The sequence below is a fragment of the Vibrio sp. SCP2 genome, assembly GCF_059295395.1.
In genome coordinates this window covers 198,235-223,665 of record NZ_JCAFVV010000004.1, presented here as the reverse complement: position 1 = coordinate 223,665, position 25,431 = coordinate 198,235, and the positions used below count along the sequence as shown (strand labels likewise).

The 25,431-nt window shown below is 45.8% G+C and carries 15 protein-coding genes; 9 read left to right on the top strand and 6 right to left on the bottom strand.

From position 1 onward, the window contains the following. Positions 1-5: 5 nt before the first annotated feature. The 5 genes from AC5O63_RS14340 to gltB (AC5O63_RS14320) form a co-directional block, all read right to left on the bottom strand. Entirely contained in the window at positions 6-434 is a 429-nt protein-coding gene (locus AC5O63_RS14340; protein ID WP_272785649.1) for a DUF1499 domain-containing protein, read from the bottom strand. A gap of 258 nt (positions 435-692) precedes the next feature. Further along, the gene (locus AC5O63_RS14335; protein WP_494505416.1) at positions 693-2,105 is read right to left on the bottom strand and encodes an FAD-dependent oxidoreductase; all 1,413 of its coding nucleotides are present in this window, start codon (positions 2,103-2,105) and stop codon (positions 693-695) included. 21 nt (positions 2,106-2,126) lie between these two features. Further along, on the bottom strand, positions 2,127-6,590 hold the full coding sequence (gltB, locus tag AC5O63_RS14330) for a glutamate synthase large subunit (protein WP_494505415.1): 4,464 nt from the start codon (positions 6,588-6,590) through the stop codon (positions 2,127-2,129). 429 nt (positions 6,591-7,019) lie between these two features. Beyond that, a complete protein-coding gene (locus AC5O63_RS14325; protein ID WP_494505414.1) occupies positions 7,020-8,489 on the bottom strand; it encodes a glutamate synthase subunit beta in 1,470 nt (489 codons plus the stop codon). Further along, complete coding sequence (gene gltB, locus AC5O63_RS14320) at positions 8,489-13,036, bottom strand: glutamate synthase large subunit (RefSeq protein WP_494505413.1); 4,548 nt, start codon at positions 13,034-13,036, stop codon at positions 8,489-8,491. The genes AC5O63_RS14325 and gltB (AC5O63_RS14320) overlap by 1 nt, the downstream gene beginning before the upstream one ends. Before the next feature lie 532 nt (positions 13,037-13,568). Here gltB (AC5O63_RS14320) and mnmL point away from each other — a divergent pair. The 4 genes from mnmL (at position 13,569) to AC5O63_RS14300 (ending at position 19,222) form a co-directional block, all read left to right on the top strand. After that, the gene (gene mnmL / locus AC5O63_RS14315) at positions 13,569-14,516 is read left to right on the top strand and encodes a tRNA modification radical SAM protein MnmL/YtqA (protein ID WP_494505412.1); all 948 of its coding nucleotides are present in this window, start codon (positions 13,569-13,571) and stop codon (positions 14,514-14,516) included. Between the two features lie 64 nt (positions 14,517-14,580). Continuing rightward, positions 14,581-16,329: a GGDEF domain-containing protein gene (locus AC5O63_RS14310; protein WP_494505411.1), complete on the top strand. Its 1,749-nt coding sequence runs from the start codon at positions 14,581-14,583 to the stop codon at positions 16,327-16,329. An 83-nt stretch (positions 16,330-16,412) separates the two neighbouring features. Continuing rightward, a complete protein-coding gene (gene arcB / locus AC5O63_RS14305; protein ID WP_494505410.1) occupies positions 16,413-18,758 on the top strand; it encodes an aerobic respiration two-component sensor histidine kinase ArcB in 2,346 nt (781 codons plus the stop codon). 17 nt (positions 18,759-18,775) lie between these two features. Next, entirely contained in the window at positions 18,776-19,222 is a 447-nt protein-coding gene (locus tag AC5O63_RS14300) for a hypothetical protein (RefSeq protein ID WP_004744984.1), read from the top strand. 77 nt (positions 19,223-19,299) lie between these two features. Here AC5O63_RS14300 and tolC read toward each other — a convergent pair whose 3' ends face one another. Continuing rightward, on the bottom strand, positions 19,300-20,610 hold the full coding sequence (tolC, locus tag AC5O63_RS14295; protein ID WP_494505409.1) for an outer membrane channel protein TolC: 1,311 nt from the start codon (positions 20,608-20,610) through the stop codon (positions 19,300-19,302). 232 nt (positions 20,611-20,842) lie between these two features. Here tolC and nudF point away from each other — a divergent pair, with 232 nt between their 5' ends. The 5 genes from nudF to parE all read left to right on the top strand — a co-directional run bounded on the left by nudF (position 20,843) and on the right by parE (position 25,429). Beyond that, entirely contained in the window at positions 20,843-21,472 is a 630-nt protein-coding gene (gene nudF / locus AC5O63_RS14290) for an ADP-ribose diphosphatase (RefSeq protein WP_004744982.1), read from the top strand. Continuing rightward, a complete protein-coding gene (locus AC5O63_RS14285) occupies positions 21,460-21,900 on the top strand; it encodes a DUF1249 family protein (protein ID WP_004744981.1) in 441 nt (146 codons plus the stop codon). Before nudF ends, AC5O63_RS14285 begins: the two co-directional genes overlap by 13 nt. Positions 21,901-21,910: 10 nt before the next feature. Further along, the gene (gene cpdA / locus AC5O63_RS14280; protein WP_171323089.1) at positions 21,911-22,732 is read left to right on the top strand and encodes a 3',5'-cyclic-AMP phosphodiesterase; all 822 of its coding nucleotides are present in this window, start codon (positions 21,911-21,913) and stop codon (positions 22,730-22,732) included. Between the two features lie 9 nt (positions 22,733-22,741). Then, positions 22,742-23,323, top strand: a complete 582-nt coding sequence (gene yqiA / locus AC5O63_RS14275) for an esterase YqiA (RefSeq protein WP_171323087.1) — start codon at positions 22,742-22,744, stop codon at positions 23,321-23,323. Positions 23,324-23,548: 225 nt separating this feature from the next. Then, positions 23,549-25,429, top strand: a complete 1,881-nt coding sequence (parE, locus tag AC5O63_RS14270; RefSeq protein WP_004744978.1) for a DNA topoisomerase IV subunit B — start codon at positions 23,549-23,551, stop codon at positions 25,427-25,429. The last annotated feature ends 2 nt before the right edge of the window (positions 25,430-25,431 follow it).

Below are 25,431 nucleotides of genomic sequence, written 5' to 3'. Positions count from 1 at the left end.
AGAGGCTATTTAATTAGTTTAGCCTCACTCAGAGCGGCTCTCAGTGCGTCAGCGCGTTTGCGGTTAACCCCAAAATCAGAGTGACCGGTGCGAGATTCAGAGCGAACAATCAGACTGTTCCCTTCTATTCTTAATTCTAAATCATCGACGAAACGCATGATCTTACTGGTAAATTCTACTCGTAAATAATCAGCGCTTTTTTCCGCAGTTTTGGTTCTTGGCTCTTTCAGTACCACAGCTTCTATCTGATCTAAGGTAACGCCATCATTGAGTTCAAACGGCGCGAGGTTATGCTCTGGTCGAGTATCTTGTGTTGAAACGCAGTTAGGTTTGTCACCACAAGGGGAAGCTGTACGATCTTGCATCTCTTGAACTCCTTGGCTACAAGCGGTTAAACCCAATAGGGTGATTGAAAGGAGAGCGGCGTTCTTCATTTTGAATACCTTGTCTTATTTTTATACCAATCACACCAATTATCTGCTCATTCTTGCTTGTAAAAATCGCTGATAACTGCGTTAAAGATTTTGTAGGTAGAACAACTAGCTAGCTGCAATCTTTGCCTTGTTCTAAGCGATTTTTCCTATGCAATTTCTGAACATCTAATTAATGCGATTGGTATTATCGAATTCAATTATATGTTTTAAATGAAAAAAGGATCCAATTAATGGATCCTTTTGTGAGTTGAGTTAAGGCTATATCTCAAGGTAATCAAGTATACCTTCAGCAGCTTTACGCCCTTCATCAATCGCAGTAACAACAAGATCAGACCCGCGAACGGCATCTCCTCCGGCAAAGATCTTTTTGTTGCTCGTCTGGAACATAAACTCTTGATCAGATGGTGCTTTGATACGTCCCCATTGATCAAGCTCCACACCGTATGGTTCAAGCCAACTCATCTGGTGAGGTTGGAAACCAAATGCCATGATAACGGCATCGGCTTCCAATACATGTTCACTGCCTTCTACAGGCTCTGGGCGACGTCGCCCCGCTTCATCTGGTTCACCTAACGCCGTTTTGACCACTTTGACACCGCTGACTTTGCCAGAGCTATCGACCTCAAGTCCTAGTGGCTGAAGGTTAAACATAAAGTTAACCCCTTCTTCTTTGGCATTTTTAACTTCACGACGAGAGCCAGGCATGTTTGCTTCATCACGGCGGTAAGCACAAATGACGTTATCGGCACCTTGACGAATCGATGTACGTACACAGTCCATTGCGGTATCACCACCACCAAGGACGACCACTTTTTGTCCTGCCATATCTATAAATGGCTGGTCAGCTTCTAAATTCATTACCTTATAGGTATTTGATACTAAGAAAGGTAGAGCGTCATAGACACCAGGAGCATCCTCGTTATCTAGACCCGCACGCATATTCTTGTAGGTGCCGACGCCAAGGAAGACTGCGTCATACTCATCGACAAGCTCCTGCATTTGGATGTCTTTCCCTACCTCAATGTTGAGCTTGAACTCGACACCCATTTCGCTAAAGACTCGACGACGATTCTCCATGACCCCTTTTTCCAACTTAAACGATGGAATACCGAAAGTGAGTAGACCGCCGATTTCAGGGTAGCGATCGAAAACAACGGGCTTGACGCCGTTACGAACTAAGATATCTGCCGCAGCAAGGCCCGCTGGTCCTGCGCCGATAATGGCAACCTTCTTATCTGTCCATTCGACTTTGGACATGTCTGGTTTCCAGCCCATCTCAAACGCTTTGTCGGTAATGTACTTTTCAATATTACCAATCGTTACCGCACCAAAGTCGTCATTTAGGGTACAAGAGCCTTCACACAGCCTATCTTGAGGACATACTCGACCACACACCTCAGGCAAACTGTTAGTTTGGTGAGAGAGCTCAACGGCTTCTAAGATGCGCCCTTCATTGGCGAGCTTTAGCCATTGAGGGATATAGTTGTGAACCGGACATTTCCATTCACAGTAAGGGTTACCACAATCTAAGCAGCGATCCGCTTGCGCAGTAGCTTGCTGCTTAGTAAAGGGTTCATAAATTTCGACGAACTCAATCTTACGAGTTTTAATCGGCTTTTTCGCAGGATCTACGCGTTGTACGTCGATAAATTGGTATACGTTCTGACTCATGATTCAAACATCCTCCATGAATTATTGGACTTGAACGCGCAGTTCTGCGGCACTGCGGCTTTGATGGCCTAGCAGGGTGTTTAAGTCTGCTGCTTGAGGTTTCACTAAGTAGAACTTTGGAATCCATTCATCAAAGTTCGCTAAGATATTTTCTGCGTGAGCAGATCCTGTCTCTTCTAAGTGTTCTGCAATTAAGCCACGTAAATGTTCCTGATGAATATAGAGTTCAGAAAGGGCAACTGCTTCTACCGATTCTTGGTTCACGCGACCTTGGAAGTCGTCGTTTTCATCCAAGACGTAGGCAAAGCCGCCTGTCATGCCAGCACCAAAGTTCACGCCAGTCGCACCCAGAATGGCAACAATACCGCCTGTCATGTATTCGCAAGCATTATCGCCAGCGCCTTCAATCACAGAGATGGTGCCAGAATTACGCACTCCAAAGCGTTCGCCTGCAGTACCTGCCGCAAATAGCTTGCCGCCTGTTGCGCCATACAAACAGGTGTTGCCTATGATGGTCGCCTCATTACATCTAAAGGCGGTACCTTGGTGCGGCTTGATAACAATCTTACCGCCAGCCATGCCTTTACCGACATAGTCATTGGCATCACCTGTCAGGTAGAGTTCAACACCGCCAGCATTCCAGACGCCAAATGACTGACCAGCAGTACCATCCAGATGGAGTTTAATCGGTGTTGCAGCCATACCTTGGTTACCGTAGCGTTTGGCTATTTCACCAGAAAGACGAGCGCCAATTGAACGGTCAGTGTTAATGACGTTATAGAAGAGGTCAGCACCTTGCTTAGCCTCTACAGCCGCTAAGGTATCTTCAACGATCTTTTGATTGAGTTCTGCCTTGTCAAATGGAGCGTTTGGCTCGGTCCAATAAAGCGGATGGTTTTGTGGTGACACTGGTGCTTCAAGAATACTAGATAGATCGAGCTTGCTCTGTTTGGCTGTCATACCTTCTACTGCTTCCAGTAGATCGGTACGACCAATGAGATCTGTTAGCTTTTCAACACCAAGTTCAGCTAACAGCTCGCGCACTTCATCAGCAAGACCGACAAAGTAGTTCATCACCATCTCAGGTAGGCCTTTGAAGTATTCTTTACGTAAGGTGTCATCTTGCGTAGCAACACCTGTCGCACAGTTGTTTAGGTGACAAATACGTAGGAACTTACAACCCATCGCGACCATTGGGGCGGTACCAAAACCGAAGCTTTCTGCACCAAGAATTGCCGCTTTGACCACGTCTAAGCCAGTTTTCAAGCCACCATCAACTTGGAGGCGAATCTTGTGGCGAAGACCATTGGCAACTAGAGCTTGCTGAGTTTCGGCAAGGCCGAGTTCCCAAGGGCTACCTGCATATTTTACTGAGGTGAGTGGGCTTGCTGCTGTACCGCCGTCATAACCAGAAATGGTAATCAGATCGGCGTAAGCCTTAGCAACCCCTGTTGCGATAGTGCCGACACCAGGTTCAGAAACCAATTTTACTGACACCAGTGCGTTCGGGTTGACCTGCTTAAGGTCGAAAATAAGCTGAGCCAAATCCTCAATCGAATAGATATCGTGATGAGGAGGAGGGGAAATAAGGGTTACCCCTTGCACTGAATAGCGCAGTTTAGCGATTTCAGCCGTGACCTTATGCCCCGGTAACTGACCGCCTTCACCAGGCTTCGCCCCTTGTGCAACCTTGATTTGCAAGACATCAGCATTAGTTAAGTAGTGAGGTGTTACACCAAAACGTCCTGAGGCAATCTGCTTGATACGAGAGTTACGTTCAGTACCAAAACGGCGTGGATCTTCACCACCTTCACCAGAGTTTGAGTAACCTCCCAGTCGGTTCATAGCGGCTGCCAGTGCTTCATGAGCCTCAGGGCTTAAAGCACCAATAGACATCGCTGCTGAATCAAATCGTTTGAACAGTTCAGTGCTTGGTTCAATTTGTTCCAGTGGTAGCGGGGAATCAGACTTTTTCAATTGCATTAAGTCACGCAGCATAGCGACAGGGCGATCATTGACCTGTTTGGCAAAACTCTTATAGTCAGAAGAGTCGCCGGACTTAACTGCGGTTTGCAATGTTCCTACAACATCTGGGTTGTAGGCGTGGTATTCACCACCGTGGACATATTTTAGCAATCCACCATGTTCGATAGGTTTGCGCTTTGCCCAAGCTTTGCGAGAAAGGTTGTAAAGGTCTTGCTCAAAGTCTTCAAAGTTTGCACCTTGAATACGCGTTGTAACACCATTAAAGCACAGCTCGACAACTTCCTGACTTAGGCCGACAGCTTCAAACAACTGAGAACAACGGTATGAAGCGACCGTTGAAATGCCCATCTTAGACATAATCTTGTACAGGCCTTTGTTGATGCCGTACTGGTAGTTCTGCATCACTTCGCGATAGCTCTTATCGATCGCACCATCATCAATCACTTTGCCTAAGGCTTCATAGGCCAGATACGGGTAAACCGCGGTTGCGCCGAAGCCAAGCAGAACCGCAAATTGATGCGGATCGCGCACCGTTCCTGTTTCGGCAATGATGTTAGCGTCACAGCGTAAGTTAGCTTCTATCAAGCGGCTTTGCACTGCGCCAACTGCCATTGCGGCTGGGATAGGTAACATGCCTTTGCGTAATGCTCGGTCAGAAAGAACCACGAGCACAGAGCCATCTTTTACCGCCTGCTCAGCTTGATCACAAAGATCTAAGATGGCCTTTTCGAGATCTTTCTCTTGAGGGTCGTAGTTAATATCCAGTACTGAGTTGCCATAGTGTTGATCATTTAGCTCAAGCAACTGCTTCATATCTGAATAAAGCAGAACGGGCGAATCAAAGGTAACTCGGTGGGCGTGACCATCGGTTTCACAGAAGACATTCATCTCCTGACCAATACTGGTTGCAAGCGACATGACGTGTTTTTCACGCAATGGATCGATCGGTGGGTTGGTTACTTGAGCGAATTTCTGACGGAAATAGTCAGTGACAAGGCGTTCTTTTGAAGAGAGCACTGCCATTGGCGTGTCATCACCCATTGAGCCAACGGCTTCTTGTCCCATATCACCCAGAACGCGAAGGACCTGATCGACTTCTTCGTTGCTCATCGCAAACTGTTTTTGGTAGGTCTTAAGTTGGTCATCATCAAAGCTACGTTCCCCAACCTGATCCTCTGCCAACTGCGAGAATGGAGTAAGTTTATGAACATTGCTATCCATCCACTCTTTATATGGATGGCGACCTTTAAGATCATTATCAATTTCGCTTGATTGCCATAACTTGCCTTGGCGAGTATCCACCACGAGCAGTTCACCGGGGCCTACGCGGCCTTTTTCCGCCACTTCATCCGGTGCGTAATCCCAAATACCGACTTCTGATGCAAGAGTGATCAGCTTGTCTTTAGTGATCACATAACGAGCAGGGCGTAGGCCATTTCTATCTAAGTTACATGCCGCATATCGACCATCGGAAAGCACGATACCAGCCGGGCCGTCCCACGGCTCCATATGTTTCGAGTTGAAGTCGTAGAAGGCGCGTAAATCAGGGTCCATATCTGGGTGGTTTTGCCACGCAGGTGGAACCAGCATGCGCATAGCGCGGAAGATATCCATGCCCCCGGCTAAGAACAGATCGAGCATGTTATCTAAGCTTGATGAATCTGATCCCGTTTCATTGACGAAAGGTGCGGCCGTTTGCAGGTCGGGTAGGAGCGGCGAAGCAAATTTATAAGCACGCGCTCGCGCCCACTGCCTATTGCCTTGAATCGTATTGATTTCACCATTATGGGCGAGATACCGGAATGGCTGAGCCAGAGGCCAACGCGGTTGAGTGTTAGTCGAAAAACGCTGGTGGAACAGGCAGATAGCTGATTCCATGCGTAGATCGGCGAGGTCTAAGTAGAACCTAGGTAAGTCTGCGGGCATACACAGACCTTTGTACACCATGACTTGAGTCGACAAGCTACAAATATAAAACTCGTTATCGTCAACGATCTGTTTTTCAATTCGGCGGCGAGCGATATACAGGCGTCGTTCAATGTCGCGCTCACGCCACCCGGCAGGTGCTGAGATAAAAACTTGCTGAATATTGGGCAGTGAATCAGCCGCAATTGGGCCTAACACTGCCGGGTTGGTTGGCACTTCTCGCCAACCTGAGACAGTCAATGTCTCTTTTGCAAGCTCTTGATTAATAATGTCTTTAGCTTGTTGAGCTTTAAGAGGGTCTTGATTGAAAAAAATCATACCTACGGCATATTGTTTGCCGAGGTTGAAACCATTTTCTTCAGCGATAAGACGAAGATATGAGTCGGGCTTTTGTAATAAAAGACCACAGCCATCACCCGTTTTTCCGTCTGCGGCGATACCACCACGGTGGGTCATGCGGTCAAGTGCTGAAATTGCGGTGCGTACCAGTTTATGGCTTGGCTCACCTTCCATATGTGCAATCAAGCCAAATCCACAGTTGTCTTTTTCAAGACGAGGATCATATAAAGCCATTGCAATTCTCCCTTTGCTTCTCTGTCATCCCGACAGAACTACCAACATCAAAAGGGTTGGTATGTATGACTAACTATGCGTTCTAATTGTTATATATCGGATAGATATGCAGTAAATATTCTTAAAATATTTAACAAAATTGGACGAATTCATTTTCATCGACTTCACAACGTATAGGTTATTGTAAAAAAGGTCAAGTTCTTGGTGGAATATCACGTCAATATGCGATTTACCACTGAATGCGCTGTAATAACCTATATAATTCAGAAGGTTAAGGTTTTTATTGTTACAATTTTGCAACAAAGGGTGTTTTGGGAAAATAAAAAAGACCAGCACAATGTACTGGTCAATCGGAAAAGTTTGGAAGGAATGATTGTTTATGCTTAACCACCTAGAATCTACTAAATGAGCTTCTTAGGTGGTTAATCATTATGCTGAGAGCATCAGTGAGTCTGCTTTTGCTTCAAGATTTGAATTACCCATTAGGTAATCATCAATCGCAATTGCACATTCACGTCCCTCATTGATACAACGTACCACTAGAGACTGGCCAGTACGCATATCACCGGCTGCAAAGACACCTTTCTGGTTGGTTGCAAAGCCTTCAGTTGCTACGTTACCGCGCTCATCAAGTTTGATATCAAGTTGAGCAAGTACACCTGTTGGTTCTGGGTGTAAGAAGCCCATTGCTAGGAAGGCCATATCACATGGGATAACACGCTCCGAGTTTGCTACTTCTTCAAAAGTAGGGCGCTCGCCTGGCGCTGCATCTTTCCATACAATATCTGCGATGCGTAGACCTGTTACCTGACCTTCATCGTTACCGATGAACTCTTTAGTCAGAATGTTCCAGTGACGATCACAACCTTCTTCGTGAGAAGTGGTTGTTTTCATGATCATTGGATATTGCGGCCAAGGCATGTTCGCTGGACGTTTTTCTGGTGGGATCGGCATGATCTCAAGCTGAGTAACGCTCGCGGCTTTATGGCGATTAGAGGTACCAACACAGTCAGAGCCCGTGTCACCACCACCGATAACAACAACGTGCTTACCTTTTGCGTGAATCTCTTCAGTTTTAAGGTCCATGTTGTTAGCGCGGCGGTTGTTTTGACCTAGGAATTCCATTGCGAAATGAACGCCTTTCAGCTCACGCCCAGGAACTGGGAGATCGCGTGGAACGGTTGAACCACCTGTTAGCAGCACGACATCATATTCTTGGCGCAATTGCTGAGCATTTACATCAACACCGATGTGTTGGTTTACCTTGAATTCAACGCCCGCTTCAGCCATTAGATTGATCTTGCGATCAATCACATCCATGCCCAATTTGAAATCAGGGATACCGAAGCGTAGTAGACCACCGACTTTCTCGTCACGCTCAAATACTGTCACTGAGTGACCGGCACTATTGAGCTGCTCGGCGGCTGCAAGACCTGCAGGCCCAGAACCGATGATTGCAATAGTTTTACCTGTGCGAGAACGAGGCGTTTTAGGTTTTGCGTACCCTTCACGGTACGCAGTTTCGACAATAGTTTTCTCGATGTTACAGATAGTGATTGGATCTTGGTTGATACCAAGTACACATGCACTCTCACATGGAGAAGGGCAGACACGACCTGTAAACTCAGGGAAGTTATTGGTAGAACTTAGAATGTTCCACGCTTCTTCCCAGCTATCACGATAAACGGCATCGTTAAATTCTGGAATGATGTTGCCAATCGGACACCCGCTGTGACAGAAAGGAACACCACAGTCCATACAACGAGAAGCCTGAGTATTGATCTTGTCGCCAAACTCTTCGTTTAAAACGAACTCTTTGTTGTCTTCAATACGAACCGATGGGTCGAGCTTCTTTGGAAGCTCGCGACCATGTTCTAAAAATCCAGTAGGCTTACCCATTATACTGCCTCCGCCTGTTCCGTTTGTGCTTGCTCTGCTTCAGCCTTACGCTTTTGAAGTACCGCTTTGTAGTCACGCGGCATGACCTTAACCATAGAGGCTAGGCTTGCTTCAAAGTTGTCTAGGAAAGACTGAGCAACTTCACTTCCTGTGAACTCAACATGCTTAGTAAGCATCTCTTTCAGTAATGCGCGATCTTCGGCTTCGATTGGATCGAGGTCGACAAGTTCTGGGTTGAGCTTAGTTTCAAAGTCTTCTGACTTGTCCCAAACGTAAGCGACACCGCCACTCATGCCTGCTGCAAAGTTACGACCTGTTGAGCCAAGGATAACGGCGACACCACCAGTCATGTATTCACAGCCGTGGTCACCGACACCTTCAACAACCACTTTTGCACCCGAGTTACGAACACAGAAACGTTCACCCGCCATACCGCGAATGTAAGACTCGCCTGATGTTGCACCGTAGAAACAAACGTTACCCACTACGATGTTGTCTTCAGCAACGATGGTTGACTTCGCGTCAGGGTAAAGCACAAGCGTACCGCCAGATAAACCTTTACCCCAGTAGTCGTTCGCATCACCTTCCACTTCGAACTTCACGCCCTTAGCTAGGAAGGCACCGAATGACTGACCTGCAGAACCTGTGAACTTGACGTTCATCGGTTGTGGTAGACCTGTATCTTTGTAAATCTTAGAGATTTCGTTCGACAGCATAGTACCTGCAGAGCGATCCGTGTTGATGATAGGGAACTCAGCGTTAACTGCTTCGCCTTTTTCAAGGGCTGGGATAGCTGCTTGAATCAACTTACGGTCTAGAACTTCTTCTAGGTTGTGGTTCTGCTCTGTTTGGTTGTAGATGCCATCGCCTTCACGTGCTTGCTCAATGTGAAGCACAGGTGATAGGTCTAGGTTCTTGTATTTCCAGTGTTTGATGTCTTCACGAACTTTGAGTTTGTGCGACTGACCAACCATCTCATCGATAGTACGGTAGCCAAGTTCAGCCATCACTTCACGTAGACCTTCAGCCATGTATTGGAAGAATGTCACTACGTCTTCTACGCGGCCATCAAAGCGCTCACGTAGAGTCTTGTTCTGGGTTGCGATACCAACAGGACAGGTGTTCTTGTGACACTTACGCATCATGATACAACCTTCAACAACCAATGCCGCTGTTGCCACGCCCCATTCTTCAGCACCTAGCAGTGTTGCGACTGCAAGGTCGCGAGGGGTTTTCATCTGACCATCAGACTGAACCACGATACGGTTACGTAGACCATTCTTGATGAGAGTTTGGTGCGTTTCTGCTAGACCAAGTTCCCAAGGCAGACCTGTGTGACGGATAGACGACATTGGTGATGCACCAGTACCGCCATCGAAACCAGCGATAAGGACAACGTCTGCTTTCGCTTTCGCTACACCTGAGGCGATGGTACCGACACCGGCTTCCGAAACGAGCTTAACGTTGACACGACCTGCGCGGTTCGCGTTCTTCAAGTCGTAGATTAGCTGAGCCAAATCTTCGATTGAGTAGATATCGTGGTGTGGCGGTGGTGAGATTAGACCGACACCCGGAGTCGAGTGACGTGTTGCACCGATCCAGTCATCAACCTTATCACCTGGTAGCTGGCCACCTTCACCTGGTTTCGCGCCTTGAGCCATCTTGATCTGTAGCTCATCTGCGTTAGTGAGGTAGTAAGAAGTTACACCGAAGCGACCTGAAGCAACCTGTTTGATTGCTGAGCGTTCCCAATCACCGTTCTCTTTGCGTTCGAAACGTGTTGGGTCTTCACCACCTTCACCTGAGTTTGATTTCGCGCCAATGCGGTTCATCGCAACAGCCAGCGTTGAGTGTGCTTCGTACGAGATAGAGCCGAATGACATTGCACCTGTTGCGAAACGCTTAAGGATGTTTTCAATTGGCTCAACTTCTTCTAGCGGGATTGAACCTGCTGGGTTTTTAACAAAGTCTAGCTGGCTACGCAGTGTTGCTGCGTTATCACCTTGGTCATCGACCGCTTTCGCATACTGCTTGAACTGTGCGTAATCTTTATTACGTGTCGATTGTTGTAGTAGTGAAATAGTCTCAGGGTTAAACAGGTGTTTTTCACCACGCTGCTTCCACTGATAAACACCACCCACATCAAGCACTTGTACTGGGATTTCACGCGTTGGGAAACCGATACGGTGACGCACTAGTACTTCTTTCGCGATATCGTCAATCGTTAGACCTTGGATACGCGAAACTGTACCTGTGAAGTACTTATCGACAACAGATTTGCTGATACCTAGCGCTTCGAAAATCTGCGCACCATGGTAAGACTGAAGCGTTGAGATACCCATCTTCGAGAAGATCTTCAGTAGACCGCCGTTGATAGACTTACGGTAGTTCTCAAATAGGTCACGAATATTGGTTTCAGGATCAAGCTTCTTAGTACGCTGCAGTTCAACCATAGTTTCGATAACTAGGTATGGGTTGACTGCGTTTGCACCGTAACCAACTAATGTTGCAAAGTGGTGCGTTTCACGTGCGTCACCTGTCTCAACCACGATGTCACACTTGGCACGTAGACCTTTACGGATCAGGTGGTGGTGAACAGCGCCAACCGCCAACATAGCTGGAATTGCGGCGTGGTTAGAGTTAACTGCACGGTCTGTCAGAAGGATGATTGAGTAACCATCGATGACGGCATCTTCAGCATACTGACAGATACGCTTAAGTGCGCGCTCTAGTTTGCCTTCGTCTTCGCTTGCTTGGAATACGATGTCTAGTGTCTTGGCTTGCAGGTGCTCGTTATCGATTGCACGTAGTTTCTCAAGCTCAGAGTTAGAAAGAACTGGAGACTCAAGCTCGACTTTTTGACAGTGCTCTGGTGACTCAGCAAGCAGGTTCTGATCTTTACCTAGGTAAGTGTTCAGAGACATAACCATGCGCTCACGAATCGGGTCGATTGGCGGGTTAGTTACCTGAGCAAATAGCTGTTTAAAGTAGTTTGATAGATGTTGTGACTGGTGCGAAAGAATCGCTAACGGCCAGTCAGCACCCATTGCAGAAAGTGGCTCTTTGCCATCTTTCGCCATCGGTACGATGATTTCGTTAACTTCTTCAGAACTCACGCCAAATGCTTGTTGCTTGTGCAGTAGCTTCTCTGGCGATGGTTGGTTGAATTCGTTGCTTGCATCAGGAAGCTTCTTCAAGCTCAGTAGGTTTTCTTCAACCCACTTTTCGTAAGGCTGTGCCGACGCAATACCATCTTTCACTTCTTCATCAGAAATGATGCGACCTTGTTCTAGGTCAGCAACGAAGATACGACCTGGCTGAAGGCGACCACGGAACTCAACGTTCTCTGGCTCAATCTCAACCACGCCAGACTCAGAAGCCATCACTAGGAAGTCATCTTTAGTCACTGTGTAGCGAGATGGGCGCAGACCGTTACGGTCAAGCGTTGCACCGACTTGTACACCATCGGTGAAACAGACTGAAGCTGGGCCATCCCAAGGTTCCATCACGTTCGCGTGGTATTGGTAGAACGCACGACGAGTTGGATCCATGTTTTTGTTTTCTTGCCATGCTTCAGGGATCATCATCATTAGCGCATGTGGCAGGCTGCGACCAGATAGAACTAGTAGCTCAAGTGCCATATCGAAGTTAGATGAATCCGAGCTACCTTCCTGACAGATAGGCAGTAGCATGTCGATCTCGGCCTGAGTGAACAGGTCAGATTCAATGATTGCTTCACGAGCTTTCATCCAGTTCAGGTTACCGCGAACTGTGTTGATTTCACCGTTGTGAGCAATGTAACGGAAAGGCTGTGCTAGACGCCATTTCGGGAATGTATTGGTAGAGAAACGAGAGTGAACCAGTGCCAGTGCACTCACCATGGTTGGGTTCTGTAGATCTAGGAAGTACTGAGGTACTTGTTCCGTGGTTAGCTGACCCTTGTACACCACTGTCTTGTAAGACATAGAGTTGATGTAGAAATCATCGCCAATGTTAGAAACGCTTTCTAGACATACGCGAACTGTGTAGTTTCGCAGTACGTAAAGTTTACGCTCTAGTTCTTCAGGTGTGATACCTGGGCCGCCTGAGACAAACACATGCTCAAACTGAGGCTCGGTGCTTAGAGGGTCTGCGCCGATCATTGAGTTGTCAGTAGGTAGAACGCGGTAGCCAATAACGTCTAGCTCTAGACGCTTTGCATTACGTTCTAAAATATCGCGACATTGTGCGCGTTTGTGTTCATCTTTAGGGAAAAGTACAACACCGACACCGTATTTCTCAAAAGAAGGCAGCTTGATACCAAGCTTTACTGCTTCTTCTAACAGAAATTCATGGGGCTTTTGCAATAAGATACCTGCACCGTCACCACTACATGGGTCACAACCTTGACCACCGCGGTGTTCCATACGGGCTAGCATATCCAGTGCCTGAGTAACTACTTCGTGTGATTTACGGTTTTTAAGGTGAGCAACAAAACCGATACCACAAGCGTCATGCTCCAGTTCCGGAGTATATAGACCTTGGGCATTTTGCTCTCTATCTACCATAGATACATCCTTCCAGTTCAGTAGGCGCAAATGTGCTAGTCGAAACTAGTTCTACGTCCTGTCCTTTATAGTTTTGATTCGAAGTCAGCCTAGGTTGGCGACTTTGATTCCTTTCCGTATCTCGCAGAAAAATATTGCGAGAAAAACAATCCTTGGTGGAATCCCGTTTTTTAGTATCACAATCTAGTGATTTATATAGGTGGGAGTGGGATAACACCGACGTTTCACCGAGTTTTTATGTAAGTAAAATCACAAAAAACAGCGAAATCTGTAAGTATCCTACAATTTAGTAAGGATGAAATGCAATCAAAACTCGATGCTGTTGCCCACTTTTTTTGGGTTATAAATGAATATTATGTTTAACTTTTGCGTAACAATCTGGTTGAGGCACGTTATTTTTGCATGTTTATTGATATTGATTAATGCTTCGCCTGTTTGAAATCGCTACCTTTCCTCCTCCATTTTTTTCAGAATTGTAATTTAATTACATAGATCTTAATGAGACTCATTTCGATCTAATAAGAGGTTAGTCATGCAGCTTCACGAGTTGGTCAACACCATAGGGCAAGACCTTCAGCGCCGTTATGGAGAAAAAGTCCATAAGCTCACGTTACATGGTGGATTTAGTTGCCCAAATCGAGATGGGACGATTGGTCGTGGCGGCTGTACTTTCTGTAATGTTGCTTCTTTTGCGGATGAAGAAGCGCAGATCAAAAGCATTCATGAACAGTTAACCGATAGAGCGGGAGAAATTGTTCGTGCCAAGCGCTATCTCGCCTATTTCCAAGCCTATACCAGTACATACGCTGAAGTTCAGGTGCTTAAGAACATGTATGAAGAAGCACTTAAAGCGGCTGATATTGTCGGACTTTGTGTCGGCACTCGACCTGACTGTGTGCCAGATGCTGTGTTGGAATTACTATCTAGCTACGTAGAGCAGGGATATGAGATCTGGCTTGAGCTTGGATTGCAAACCGCCAACAACCAAACCTTAAAACGCATTAATCGCGGTCACGATTTTGAGTGTTATGCTGAAATTACTCAGCGCGCGCGCGAGCTTGGCATTAAAGTTTGTACTCACCTTATTGTTGGATTGCCCAAAGAAACGCGTGAAGACAATATCGAGACGCTGAACAAGGTGCTTGAGGTGGGAACCGATGGAATCAAGCTCCATGGGCTGCACATCGTTGAAGGTAGCACCATGGCTAAAGCGTGGAAAGCGGGTAAATTGGATGCGCCCGAGCTTGAAGAGTATGTCGCTATCGCGAGTGAAATGATCCGCATGACTCCCCCGGATGTGGTTTACCATCGAGTCTCTTCTGCTGCTCGTAGGCCGACTTTACTCGCCCCGCTTTGGTGTGAGAATCGCTGGCTAGCAATGACAGAAATTGGCCGAGCACTTAATCGCCAAGGTGCACAAGGGTCTTTGTTAAATCAACCCTTTATATATACAAAACCAATATTAAAGGCTGATAATTAAGCAATAAGCTGATATCTTTTATACACTTACAAAAAGCGTGTCAAAGATAGGTTCGAGAAGCTGAATGGAGCAAGTATTAGTTTGGTTGTGGGACACCTCCCATGGGCATGGATTTGATCTTGTTGTCATTCTGCTCTCAATTATTGCGGTCGTGTTTTTTTATACCCGCAGTCAAACACATTTAGTCCAGCTTTTAAAAGACAATCCTACCGCCTTAATTATTGTCGACAGTAAAACTGGCGAGCTTAAGTTAGCCAACGTAGCAGCAAACAAAGTTTTGGGCGTACGTAAAGTGGGCAAAAGTTATATGTTGCCTGAAATGGTGACACCTCAATTCGTCCTGTCTATTTTTTCTCCTATCACTGAAAATGTCTTCAAAGAGCAGAAACTCAGTTGGCCGATTTCACAAAGCCGTATCATTAAGTTAAAAGTCAGCGGTCGTAAAACCACTTACCGTCGACGAACCATGTGGTTACTCTACTTTACTCCCTCTCAAGTGACGGACCTTGAACTGAAGCGCGAGGTTGACTCACTTTCAATGATCAAAAGCGCATTCGATAATCTGTCGGAATTGGTGTTTATCAAAAATAACCAAGGTGAAATTATTTCTAGTAATCGCGCCTTTCAACGTTTCTGGAACAACAGGGAAGAGGAAGGGGCGGCAGATATCCAAAGCGTAATTAAAGGCAGGGCCAGTAAACGCCGCTGGACAACCAATCCAGATGGAAGAGGCTGCCTGTTAGAAAGCTACCAAAGGGTATTGATCTCTTCAGATGGGGAGAAGATAGGTACCTTGGGAATTAGCCATGATGTTACGGATTGGCACGATATGCAGCAAAATCTACGCGATGAAATGGAGAAGCGTAAAGACACTGAAGTGGCGTTGGCACAAAGAGATACTATATTGCAGAACATCCTAGAATCGAGCCCAGACTCGATCGGGATTTTTAATGAGAATATGGTTTATCAAGCGTGTAACCCACCTTTTGTTAAAGCGTTAGGCATCGCCGATGTTGATGAGCTGATCGGTAAGCGATTGCAAGATGTGATTCCCAATGAAACTTATGCTCGTCTTTCTGAGACAGATAAAAAAGTGTTGTATGAAGGTAAGTCACTACGTTATATCGACCAAGTAATTAGTAGTACAGGGCAATGCATTTGGTATGACGTCGTGAAATCACCTTTTAGAGATCCCGCATCGGGAACCAATGGTGTGCTGGTTATGGCGCGTGACGTCTCCGAGCGTTACCTTGCCGAGCAAAAATTAGAAGAGGCGAACCAAGAGCTTGAAAGGCTAAGTTTTGTTGATGGCTTAACCCAAATCTCTAATCGACGTCGATTTGATGAGCAGCTAGAAACATTGTGGTACCTGCATATTCGTGAGCAGCAGCCTTTAAGCGTGATGTTATGTGATATCGACTATTTTAAAGAGTATAACGATGCGTACGGACACCAAAGTGGTGATGAGGCTTTGATCAAAGTGGCTGAAGTGTTTAGAAAAGTACTGACCCGCTCCAGTGATTGTGTAGCGCGCTATGGAGGAGAAGAGTTTGGTTTTATTTTGCCAAACACAACCGTTGAAGGGGCGCTGCTGGTGGCTGAAAAAGTTCATGAGGAAGTGAAAAACTTAGCGCTTGAACATCACACTTCAAAAGTTTCTGGTTTAGTGACGATAAGTATTGGCTTGGTATCTATCATTCCTCAACGTTTGGATCATAGCGACTCAATCGTTGCTTTGGCTGATAGCGCATTGTATCAAGCGAAAGCGGATGGTCGTAACCAAACCTGTGTGCATCACACATCCGAGAATTAAGCTTTTCTTATTTAAGGATTCTTTTAGCTGTCGTTTATGAAAACAGGTAGTATTTAGTCATATGTTTTCGTGCGGAGCTCTCAATGAAGCCGATTAAAAATCTTGCCCAATACTATGTCGATCTGCTGGTTAAGTTGGGCATCCTCCGTTTCTCTATTCTTCTCGCTCTTGCCCTCGTTGCTCTCGCTGTTGTGGTGCAGGTTGGTATTACCCTAGTCTTGAGTGGCCATGTCGATGATATTGATATTGTTCGCTCAGTATTCTTCGGTCTTCTGATTACCCCCTGGGCGGTCTATTTCTTATCCGTGGTCGTTGATCAACTGGAAGAGTCACGCCAACGACTTTCAAAGTTAGTGTCTAAGCTCAAAGATATGCGCTCGCGTGACCAAGAGCTCAACAATAAGCTTCAGCAAAATATAACTAAGCTCAATCAAGAGATCGAAGAAAGGATCAAGGCGGAAGAAGCTCGCGAAGAAGCGATGAAAGATCTTGAGAATGAGGTCTATCAACGTGAAAAAACTCAAGTCGAGCTTGCAGAAAGAACTGCACTGCTGCGCTCATTTATTGATGCCTCTCCCGACCTTATTTATTACCGTAATGCTGAAGGTGTTTTCTCCGGTTGTAACCGCGCAATGGAAGAGTTGACCGGTAAGAAAGAGAGTCAGTTAGTAGGCTTAACACCTTGGGATGTCTACAGTAAAGAGGTTGCGCAGCAAATTGTCGATACTGACCAAAAGGTCTTCTCCGACAACCAAGCCCTTACGTATGAACAGTGGCTTGAGTATCCAGATGGTCGCCGTAACTACTTCGAGCTGCGTAAGGTGCCGTTTTACAGCAAAGATGGTCGACACTTAGGGCTAGTTGGTTTTGGTCGTGATATTACCGAGCGTAAGCGTCATGAAGAGTCGCTTGAAAAGGCGAGCCGTGATAAGACAACCTTTATTTCTACAATCAGTCACGAACTAAGAACGCCGCTCAACGGCATTGTTGGTTTAAGCCGCATGCTACTTGATACTCAGTTGACTGCCGAGCAGCGCAATCATATGCAAACGATCAATGTCAGTGCGATTACGCTGGGTAACATTTTCAATGACATTATCGATATGGATAAATTCGATCGCCGTAAGCTAGAGCTTTTCCCTGCAGCGCTGAACTTCGAAGAGTTTGTCGCTGAAATGGAGAGTATTTCCGCACTTATGGCATCGCAAAAAGGGCTGAGATTTGATCTTGAGCGCTTGAGCGAATTGCCGACTGCGATTGAAGTTGACGCGACCCGTTTGCGCCAGGTGCTATGGAACTTGATAAGCAATGCAATGAAATTTACTAAAGAGGGCGGCGTTGTAATGACGGTCAGCTCTGAAGTTGATGAAGAGTACGCACATATCACAATGGAAATCGAGGACAGTGGAATTGGTATCCCAGACGCTGAACTGGATAAGATCTTCGCAATGTATTATCAGGTGAAATCAGGTAAAGATAATCTTCATGCCGTAGGAACGGGTATTGGCTTAGCGGTTTCGAAACAGCTGATCAATATGATGGATGGTGACATTACCGTTTCAAGTGAAGAAGGTTTTGGCAGTACCTTCACTGTTACGATTCGAGTCCCGTTGGCAGAAAGCGAACAACCTACAGCGGAGGTCATTAATCAGTCGCAAGAGCTGAATATCTTTATGGTTGAAGATATTGAACTCAATATTACTGTTGCTCGATCATTACTTGAGAGTATGGGGCATGAAGTTTCCGTTGCGATGAATGGCGCGGAAGCGATGGAGATGTTCGACCCTGAAATTTATGACCTAGTGTTCCTCGACATTCAACTACCAGATATGACAGGTTTCGATATTGCTGAGTACTTCAGACGTACCTATTCTGATTTACCGCCACTGGTTGCTCTAACGGCCAATGTGCTGAAAAACAAACGAGAATACCTTGATAGAGGAATGGACGATGCTATCAGTAAGCCGCTTTCGGTGACTGCGGTTCAGGACGTGTTAGCCAAGTTTACTCAGCAAGAGGTGGCAGATAAGGTCGCTGAAGTTGTGATTGAAGAGCCTGTTATTGAGGGAGGCGAGATCTACTCTCGCGTACTTGACCTTGATATGCTTGAGTCGTATGTCGGCATTGTCGGTTCTCAGCCTGTACTGGATAGCATCACTATGTTTGAAGAGATGATGCCTGACTATCTGCAAGTTCTCGACTCAAACATGATCGCTAAGCATCAAGAAGGCATTGTGTCTGAAGCGCATAAGATTAAAGGTGCGGCAGGCTCTATTGGATTAAAGCACATTCAAAGCGTCGCTCAGAAAGCTCAATCACCAGATTTACCTGCTTGGTGGGAAAATATTGATGATTGGGTTGAAGAAATGAAGAATGAATATAAAAATGATATTCAAATACTTAAAGAATGGTTAGCACAACAGTCGTAACGTCAGAGGTGAAAGAGATGAAAAAATTAGCATTGGTGTCATTAAGTGCCGCTCTACTAGCAGGTTGTGCTTCAGAGCCAGTTGGGTGGGAGCAAGACAATCAAGTTGTTATTTCTGAGGCGACCGTATCGCTAAAAAGTAACCTTTGGCTGAATAAAATGCCAACTATCGGTGAGGTTCAAGACAACACCTTACATGGGGCTCTGTATCTTGAGTCTGATAAAACCCTTCCGGCTGAACTTGATGTAGAAAGCATCTCTATTCAACAGGGTGAAGAGACGTGGCAGATTGATGGTGACTTACTTGAGCTACGTACACACAATCAAAATCAGTGGGAAGTTGCCTTTGTATGGCAGTTCCCTATTGATGCTGCTAAGCCAGTGAATGTTGCTTTAATGCTCAACAATAACGGCCAAGTGGAATGGTTGGTAGAAAAGAACGTCAAGATTGATACGGTTTATTAGATTCCAATCTAATAGCAGATAAATAAAAAGGCTTGCTTCACATATCGGAGCAAGCCTTTTTCATTCAATCAGCTAGATTAGTTGCTTGCTGTCTTTAGACCCGCATTCACATCTAGTACATCTTGCTCGCTCAGAGTACCGACAGCTTGACGTAGCTGCAGTACGCTTAGGATGTAATCGTAACGAGCGTTCGATAGGTTTTTGTTCGCATCATATAGACGACGAGTTGAGTCTAGAACGTCAACGATAGTACGAGTACCTACATCAAAACCTGCTTCCGTCGCTTCAAGAGCTGACTGCGCAGAAACTACAGTTTGCTCGTAAGCGCGAAGTGCACCGATTGAAGCGCTGATGTTGTTGTTGAATGCGCGAACATCTTTAACAACGCTGCGGTAAGTTTTTTCTAGGTCTTGGCTTGCAGAGACATAGTTAAACTCAGCCTGTTTGGTTAGCGAGGTTGTTGCACCACCGCGATACAACGGAACATTTAGATTCAAGCCAACATTCAAGTTATCAGAATCAAAATCACTTGAGCTGTTCGTTTGCTCCGCCAGTGTATAGCCACCGTCTAATGTTAGAGTCGGTAAGTGACCAGAGCTTTGCAGCGTAATATTGTCTTTAGCAATATCTTGAGTAATACGCGCTGATAGAAGACTTAGGTTTTTTTCTTCTGCTTCTCTTACTAGTTCATCTATAGCTGCAGATGTTTTTTGTGCAGAGAAACGTGCCGTATCAAGAATATCTAGGTTAGAGTGCTCTTGACCGGTGATTTCACGTAGACCTTCGTAGCTATTGACTAGGTTGTTTTGCGCTAGAACTTCATCGGCTAACACAGAATCGTATTGAGCTTGCGCGTCATGTACGTCGGTAATTGCAGATAGACCCACTTCAAAACGCTGCTTAGTTTGCTCTAGCTGACGGCCAACGGCGGCTTTTTCTGCTTGAACAAAGACTAGGTTATCTTGCGCGCGCAGTACGTCAAAGTAGGCTGTCGAAACACGTAGAATGAGTGCTTGCTGCGCTGCTGCATAAGAAGCATCACTTTGACGTGCTGACTTTTCTGCTGAATCTAATGTTACCCAACTTGAACGATTATATAGTTCTTGCTTAAAGCCAATACCTGCGTTCCAAGCGTTAGAATCATTGTTTACATTGCTTCGTTCGCCGCGATTAAGATCGTAAGCCGCTGTTAAATCAATTTGTGGCAACAGAGCTGCACGACTAGAAGTCACTGCTTCAAATGCTTCATCACGCTTTGCCGCAGCGCTTAGTAGCGTTGGATCGTTCTCTTTTGCTTGATTGTAGATGTCCGTCAGAGTGTCAGCGAAAGCGCTTGTGCTTAGGCTGCCTAGTGCTGCACTGATAATAAGTGGAAGCAGTTTTTTCATAGGTCCTATTCCTGCCAAATGCGAAAAATATTTGTCTTCAAGAGTTTAACTCAATTGATGGCAATTCACTCAAAAACTTTGCAAAGTTTTACACTTAACTGTCCGCTTGTGCAATAAAAATAATTCATCAATTTAACTTAAACTATAAAAATTGTATAAAAAGTTGAGCCATGTCCTTGGAAGTTAAGCTTTTGTCTGCGTAAACTATAAGATTCACTCAGAGAGGTGCCAAATGCAACAGTCTGACAACCAACATCAGCAGTTTACTCCCCAAGATGTGGAAATAATCTCAAAAGAAACACTGTTTCAGGGTTTTTTTAGAATGATTAAGTATCGCTTCAAGCATAAGCTGTTTGAAGGCGGGTGGAGTGAGCCGATAGAGCGCGAAATGTTCGAGCGTGGACATGCTGCTGCAATGTTGCCTTATGATCCAGTTCGGGATCAGGTTGTCATTATTGAACAGATCCGTGTTGGTGCCTTAGAGCACCGCAGTCCATGGCAGTTAGAAATTGTCGCGGGCATGATAGATAAAGGCGAAGAGGCCGAGGATGTTGTAAGGCGCGAAGCCGTAGAAGAAGCGGGCATTGAAGTGGGGAAACTGGAAAAAGTGACCTCTTACTACCCATCTTCGGGCGGCTGCTCTGAAAAATTAGATGTTTTTGTTGGTCAAGTGGATGCGAGTACAGCGTATGGCGTTCATGGTTTAGACTATGAAGGGGAAGATATTCGTGTACACGTTATTTCCCGCCAACAAGCGTATCAATGGGTAGTAGAAGGAAAATTTGAAAATGGTGCCTCTATCATTGCGTTGCAGTGGCTAGAGTTAAACCATCACAGATTACAGGAACAATGGCACAAGTAGCACTAAAGAAACCGTATCATGTTGATCTTGCTGATTTGATGCGGACTTACGAAACAAATTACGCCAAGCTTAACGCTTTGTTGCCTAATCAACCGAGTGTGGGTGATGTACGTTGCTATCAAGCTGCTTATTTGACCTATCAGATTCAAGTGGTTGAAGTCACAAAGTACACAACTTTGGTCGATATTTGTCAAAGCGATGACGTTCCAGTGTTTCCATTGCCGACAATGTCTGTCAGGCTCTATCACGATGCTCGCGTAGCAGAAGTCTCTGCTTGTGACCACTTGAAACGTGTCAATGCCCGATATGATTACCCGAACGATAAAATGCTACAACAAGATGAGAAGGTGCAACTTAACCGCTTTTTAGGTGATTGGCTTTCATTTTGTTTAAAGCAGGGTATTAGCCGCACTCCATTGAATATTTAGGTTTTTTGTTTTGAAAGTAACGTCAAGTTCATCAAATAGCGACAGTATTAAGCTACTTCAGATTACTGACACTCATTTGTTTGAGCCAGTGGATGGTAGTCTGCTCAGCGTAAATACATTAGACAGTTTTAATGCTGTGGTAGCGGCGATCGTCGAAGAAAATCAAAGTTTTGATGCGGTTATCTCGACCGGAGATATCTCTCAGGATCACACTGCTGAGTCCTACCAGCGTTTTGAGCAAGGCATTGCTCCGCTGAAGAACACCTGTTTCTGGTTGCCGGGCAATCATGACTTCAAACCAAGCATGAACTCGGTATTGCCATCGACTCAAATAAAACAAGTTGAGCATGTTTTGCTTGGCGAACATTGGCAAATGGTCCTGCTAGACTCACAAGTCGTTGGTGTGCCGCATGGACGCTTAAGTGATCAACAGCTCGCTCTGCTTGAAGATAAACTTTCTCAATATCCACAAAGACATACCTTGGTGCTGCTTCATCACCACCCAATATTGGTAGGTAGCCGTTGGTTAGATCAGCACACGCTAAAAGATGCTCATCATTTTTGGGAGGTTGTTGAAAAGTACAGCAACGTTAAGGCGGTACTGTGTGGCCACGTACATCAGGATATGAATGTGTTGCATCAGGGAGTGCGTGTGATGGCGACCCCTTCAACGTGTGTGCAGTTCAAGCCAAATAGCGATGATTTTGCTCTGGATACGCTTTCCCCTGGATGGAGAGAGCTAGAGCTGCATAGTGATGGCCAGTTAACCACGCAAGTCAAACGTCTACCTTATGGCAGTTTTCAACCGGATTTTAACTCAGCGGGTTATTAAGGGAGCGCAATGAAACCGTCATTACTACTTTATATTCATGGTTTTAACAGCTCACCTTTATCGCACAAAGCCAATGTGATGAAGGAGTATTGCCTAGAAAATCGACCTGATATTAAATTAGTGACGCCGCGTTTGCCTTGCTTTCCACAGCAAGCTGCCCAGCACCTTCTCGATATTGTTAACCAGTATAAAGGTGACTATACCATTGGCTTGGTTGGCAGCTCTTTAGGCGGTTACATGTCAATGTGGCTCAATGCACAGTTTGGCTTTAAAGCCGTGGTGGTGAATCCAGCAGTGAAGCCCTACGAGCTGCTTGTCGACTATTTAGGTGAACAAGAAAACCCATACACTAAAGAGCGCTATGTGCTTGAGGCGAAACATATCGAAGAGTTAAAAACACTCGATACGCCCAAAATAGCCACACCGTCTGATTTTTGGTTGTTGCAACAAACCGAAGATGAAGTGTTAGATTATAAGCAAGCGGTTGAGCACTTTTGTGGGGCGAAGCAGACCGTTGAACTGGGCGGTGATCATAGCTTTGTTGATTTCGAACGCTATCCTGCTCAAATCATAGAATTCTTACAACTCTGACCCTCATTGAGGGAAGAGTCATAATTTTGCTTGTTACTTAGTTATCTCTCTTGACATAATTGGGTCTGTTCCAGACTATGTCTCACCAGTACTTGTGTGGGTTTGACGCAATTAGATAGTGGCCGCATGGACGACTGCCAACAGTCAATGCTCCCATTGTGAGCCAACGCCTTATCCATCACCCAACAAGTAACCTTTTTATTCTTTATAACGATATTCCGTATTATGACTGAACAATATAATGCTGGAGCCATTGAGGTTCTTAATGGTTTGGAGCCAGTACGTCGCCGACCAGGGATGTATACGGATACAGCGCGCCCAAACCATTTGGGCCAAGAAGTCATCGATAACAGTGTCGATGAAGCGCTCGCCGGACACGCTTCAAAGGTTCAAGTAATTTTGCATGCTGACCAATCACTCGAAGTGATCGATGATGGTCGTGGTATGCCTGTAGACATCCACCCAGAAGAGAAAGTCTCTGGTGTGGAGCTTATTCTATGTAAGCTTCACGCAGGTGGTAAGTTCTCGAATAAAAACTATCAATTCTCTGGTGGTCTACACGGGGTTGGTATCTCCGTGGTAAACGCCTTGTCTAAGCGCGTGGAAGTGACGGTGCGCCGTGATGGTCAAGTGTACGAAATTGCATTTGAACACGGTGACAAAGTGTCTGACTTAACGGTTACCGGGACATGCGGCCGTCGCAATAAAGGTACCAGTGTTCATTTCTGGCCTGAGGCGAAGTACTTTGACTCGGCAAACTTCTCGGTTACTCGTTTAGTTAATAACTTACGCGCGAAAGCTGTCCTTTGTCCGGGCTTAGAAATTACTTTTACTGATAAAGTAAATGGCAATGACTACAAATGGCTGTATGAAGACGGTTTAAAAGATTACCTAGCGGAAGGCGTTAAAGGTTATACCGTTCTCCCAGAAGAACCATTTACGGGCGAATTCTCGGCGGAAACCGAAGCGGCTAACTGGGCTGTTATCTGGCAGCCAGAAGGCGGTGAGATGATCACCGAAAGCTACGTTAACCTGATCCCTACCGCGCAAGGTGGTACCCACGTTAATGGTCTGCGCCAAGGTTTGCTTGATGCGATGCGAGAGTTCTGTGAATTCCGCAACCTGCTGCCACGTGGTGTTAAGTTAACCGGTGACGACGTCTTCGACCGCTGTTCCTATGTTTTATCGGTTAAGATGCAAGATCCTCAGTTTGCAGGTCAGACGAAAGAGCGCTTATCTTCTCGCCAAACCGCTGCTTTTGTTTCTGGTGTGGTTAAAGATGCTTTCAGTCTGTGGCTGAATGAAAAACCACAATTAGCAGAGCAACTGGCTGAAGTGTGTATCGCAAACGCACACCGCCGAATGCGCGCAAGCAAGAAGGTTGTGCGTAAAAAAGTGGCTTCAGGCCCAGCTCTACCAGGCAAGCTGACGGACTGTTCTGTTCAAGACTTAAACCGCACTGAAATCTTCTTCGTCGAGGGTGACTCGGCAGGTGGCTCAGCCAAGCAGGCTCGTGACCGTGAGTTCCAAGCAGTAATGCCATTACGCGGTAAGATTCTCAATACTTGGGAAGTCTCTCCTGATCAGGTGCTTGCCTCTCAAGAAGTTCACGATATCTCAGTGGCGCTAGGTATTGACCCAGATAGCGAGAATCTTGAAGGTCTTCGCTACGGTAAGATCTGTATCCTTGCCGATGCGGACTCGGATGGTCTGCATATCGCAACGCTACTTTGTGCGCTATTTACGCGTCACTTCCGCTCTCTGGTTGAAGCGGGTCATATCTATGTAGCTATGCCTCCTCTCTATCGTATCGACTGTGGTAAGGAAGTGTTCTATGCCCTTGATGACGATGAGAAAGAGGGCATTCTAGAGCGCTTATCGAAGAAGAAAGCAAAAATCAATGTACAGCGATTCAAAGGTTTGGGTGAGATGAACCCGCTGCAACTTCGAGAAACGACGATGGATCCGAATACTCGTCGCTTAGTTCAGCTAACCATTGATGACAACCAAGCCACCATGGAAATGATGGATATGCTGCTTGGTAAGAAGCGTGCTGATGATCGTCGCTCTTGGTTACAAAACAACGGCGACATGGCAGAGGTTTAACG

Excerpts from the sequence above, each read along its gene's own strand:
- AC5O63_RS14285 (WP_004744981.1), top strand. The coding sequence starts at position 21,460 with ATGGCACAAGTAGCACTAAAGAAACCGTATCATGTTGATCTTGCTGAT.
- parE (WP_004744978.1), top strand. The coding sequence starts at position 23,549 with ATGACTGAACAATATAATGCTGGAGCCATTGAGGTTCTTAATGGTTTG.
- AC5O63_RS14300 (WP_004744984.1), top strand. The coding sequence starts at position 18,776 with ATGAAAAAATTAGCATTGGTGTCATTAAGTGCCGCTCTACTAGCAGGT.
- AC5O63_RS14340 (WP_272785649.1), bottom strand. The coding sequence starts at position 434 with ATGAAGAACGCCGCTCTCCTTTCAATCACCCTATTGGGTTTAACCGCT.
- AC5O63_RS14335 (WP_494505416.1), bottom strand. The coding sequence starts at position 2,105 with ATGAGTCAGAACGTATACCAATTTATCGACGTACAACGCGTAGATCCT.
- yqiA (WP_171323087.1), top strand. The coding sequence starts at position 22,742 with ATGAAACCGTCATTACTACTTTATATTCATGGTTTTAACAGCTCACCT.
- nudF (WP_004744982.1), top strand. The coding sequence starts at position 20,843 with ATGCAACAGTCTGACAACCAACATCAGCAGTTTACTCCCCAAGATGTG.
- gltB (WP_494505415.1), bottom strand. The coding sequence starts at position 6,590 with ATGGCTTTATATGATCCTCGTCTTGAAAAAGACAACTGTGGATTTGGC.
- tolC (WP_494505409.1), bottom strand. The coding sequence starts at position 20,610 with ATGAAAAAACTGCTTCCACTTATTATCAGTGCAGCACTAGGCAGCCTA.
- gltB (WP_494505413.1), bottom strand. The coding sequence starts at position 13,036 with ATGGTAGATAGAGAGCAAAATGCCCAAGGTCTATATACTCCGGAACTG.
- AC5O63_RS14325 (WP_494505414.1), bottom strand. The coding sequence starts at position 8,489 with ATGGGTAAGCCTACTGGATTTTTAGAACATGGTCGCGAGCTTCCAAAG.
- AC5O63_RS14310 (WP_494505411.1), top strand. The coding sequence starts at position 14,581 with ATGGAGCAAGTATTAGTTTGGTTGTGGGACACCTCCCATGGGCATGGA.
- arcB (WP_494505410.1), top strand. The coding sequence starts at position 16,413 with ATGAAGCCGATTAAAAATCTTGCCCAATACTATGTCGATCTGCTGGTT.
- mnmL (WP_494505412.1), top strand. The coding sequence starts at position 13,569 with ATGCAGCTTCACGAGTTGGTCAACACCATAGGGCAAGACCTTCAGCGC.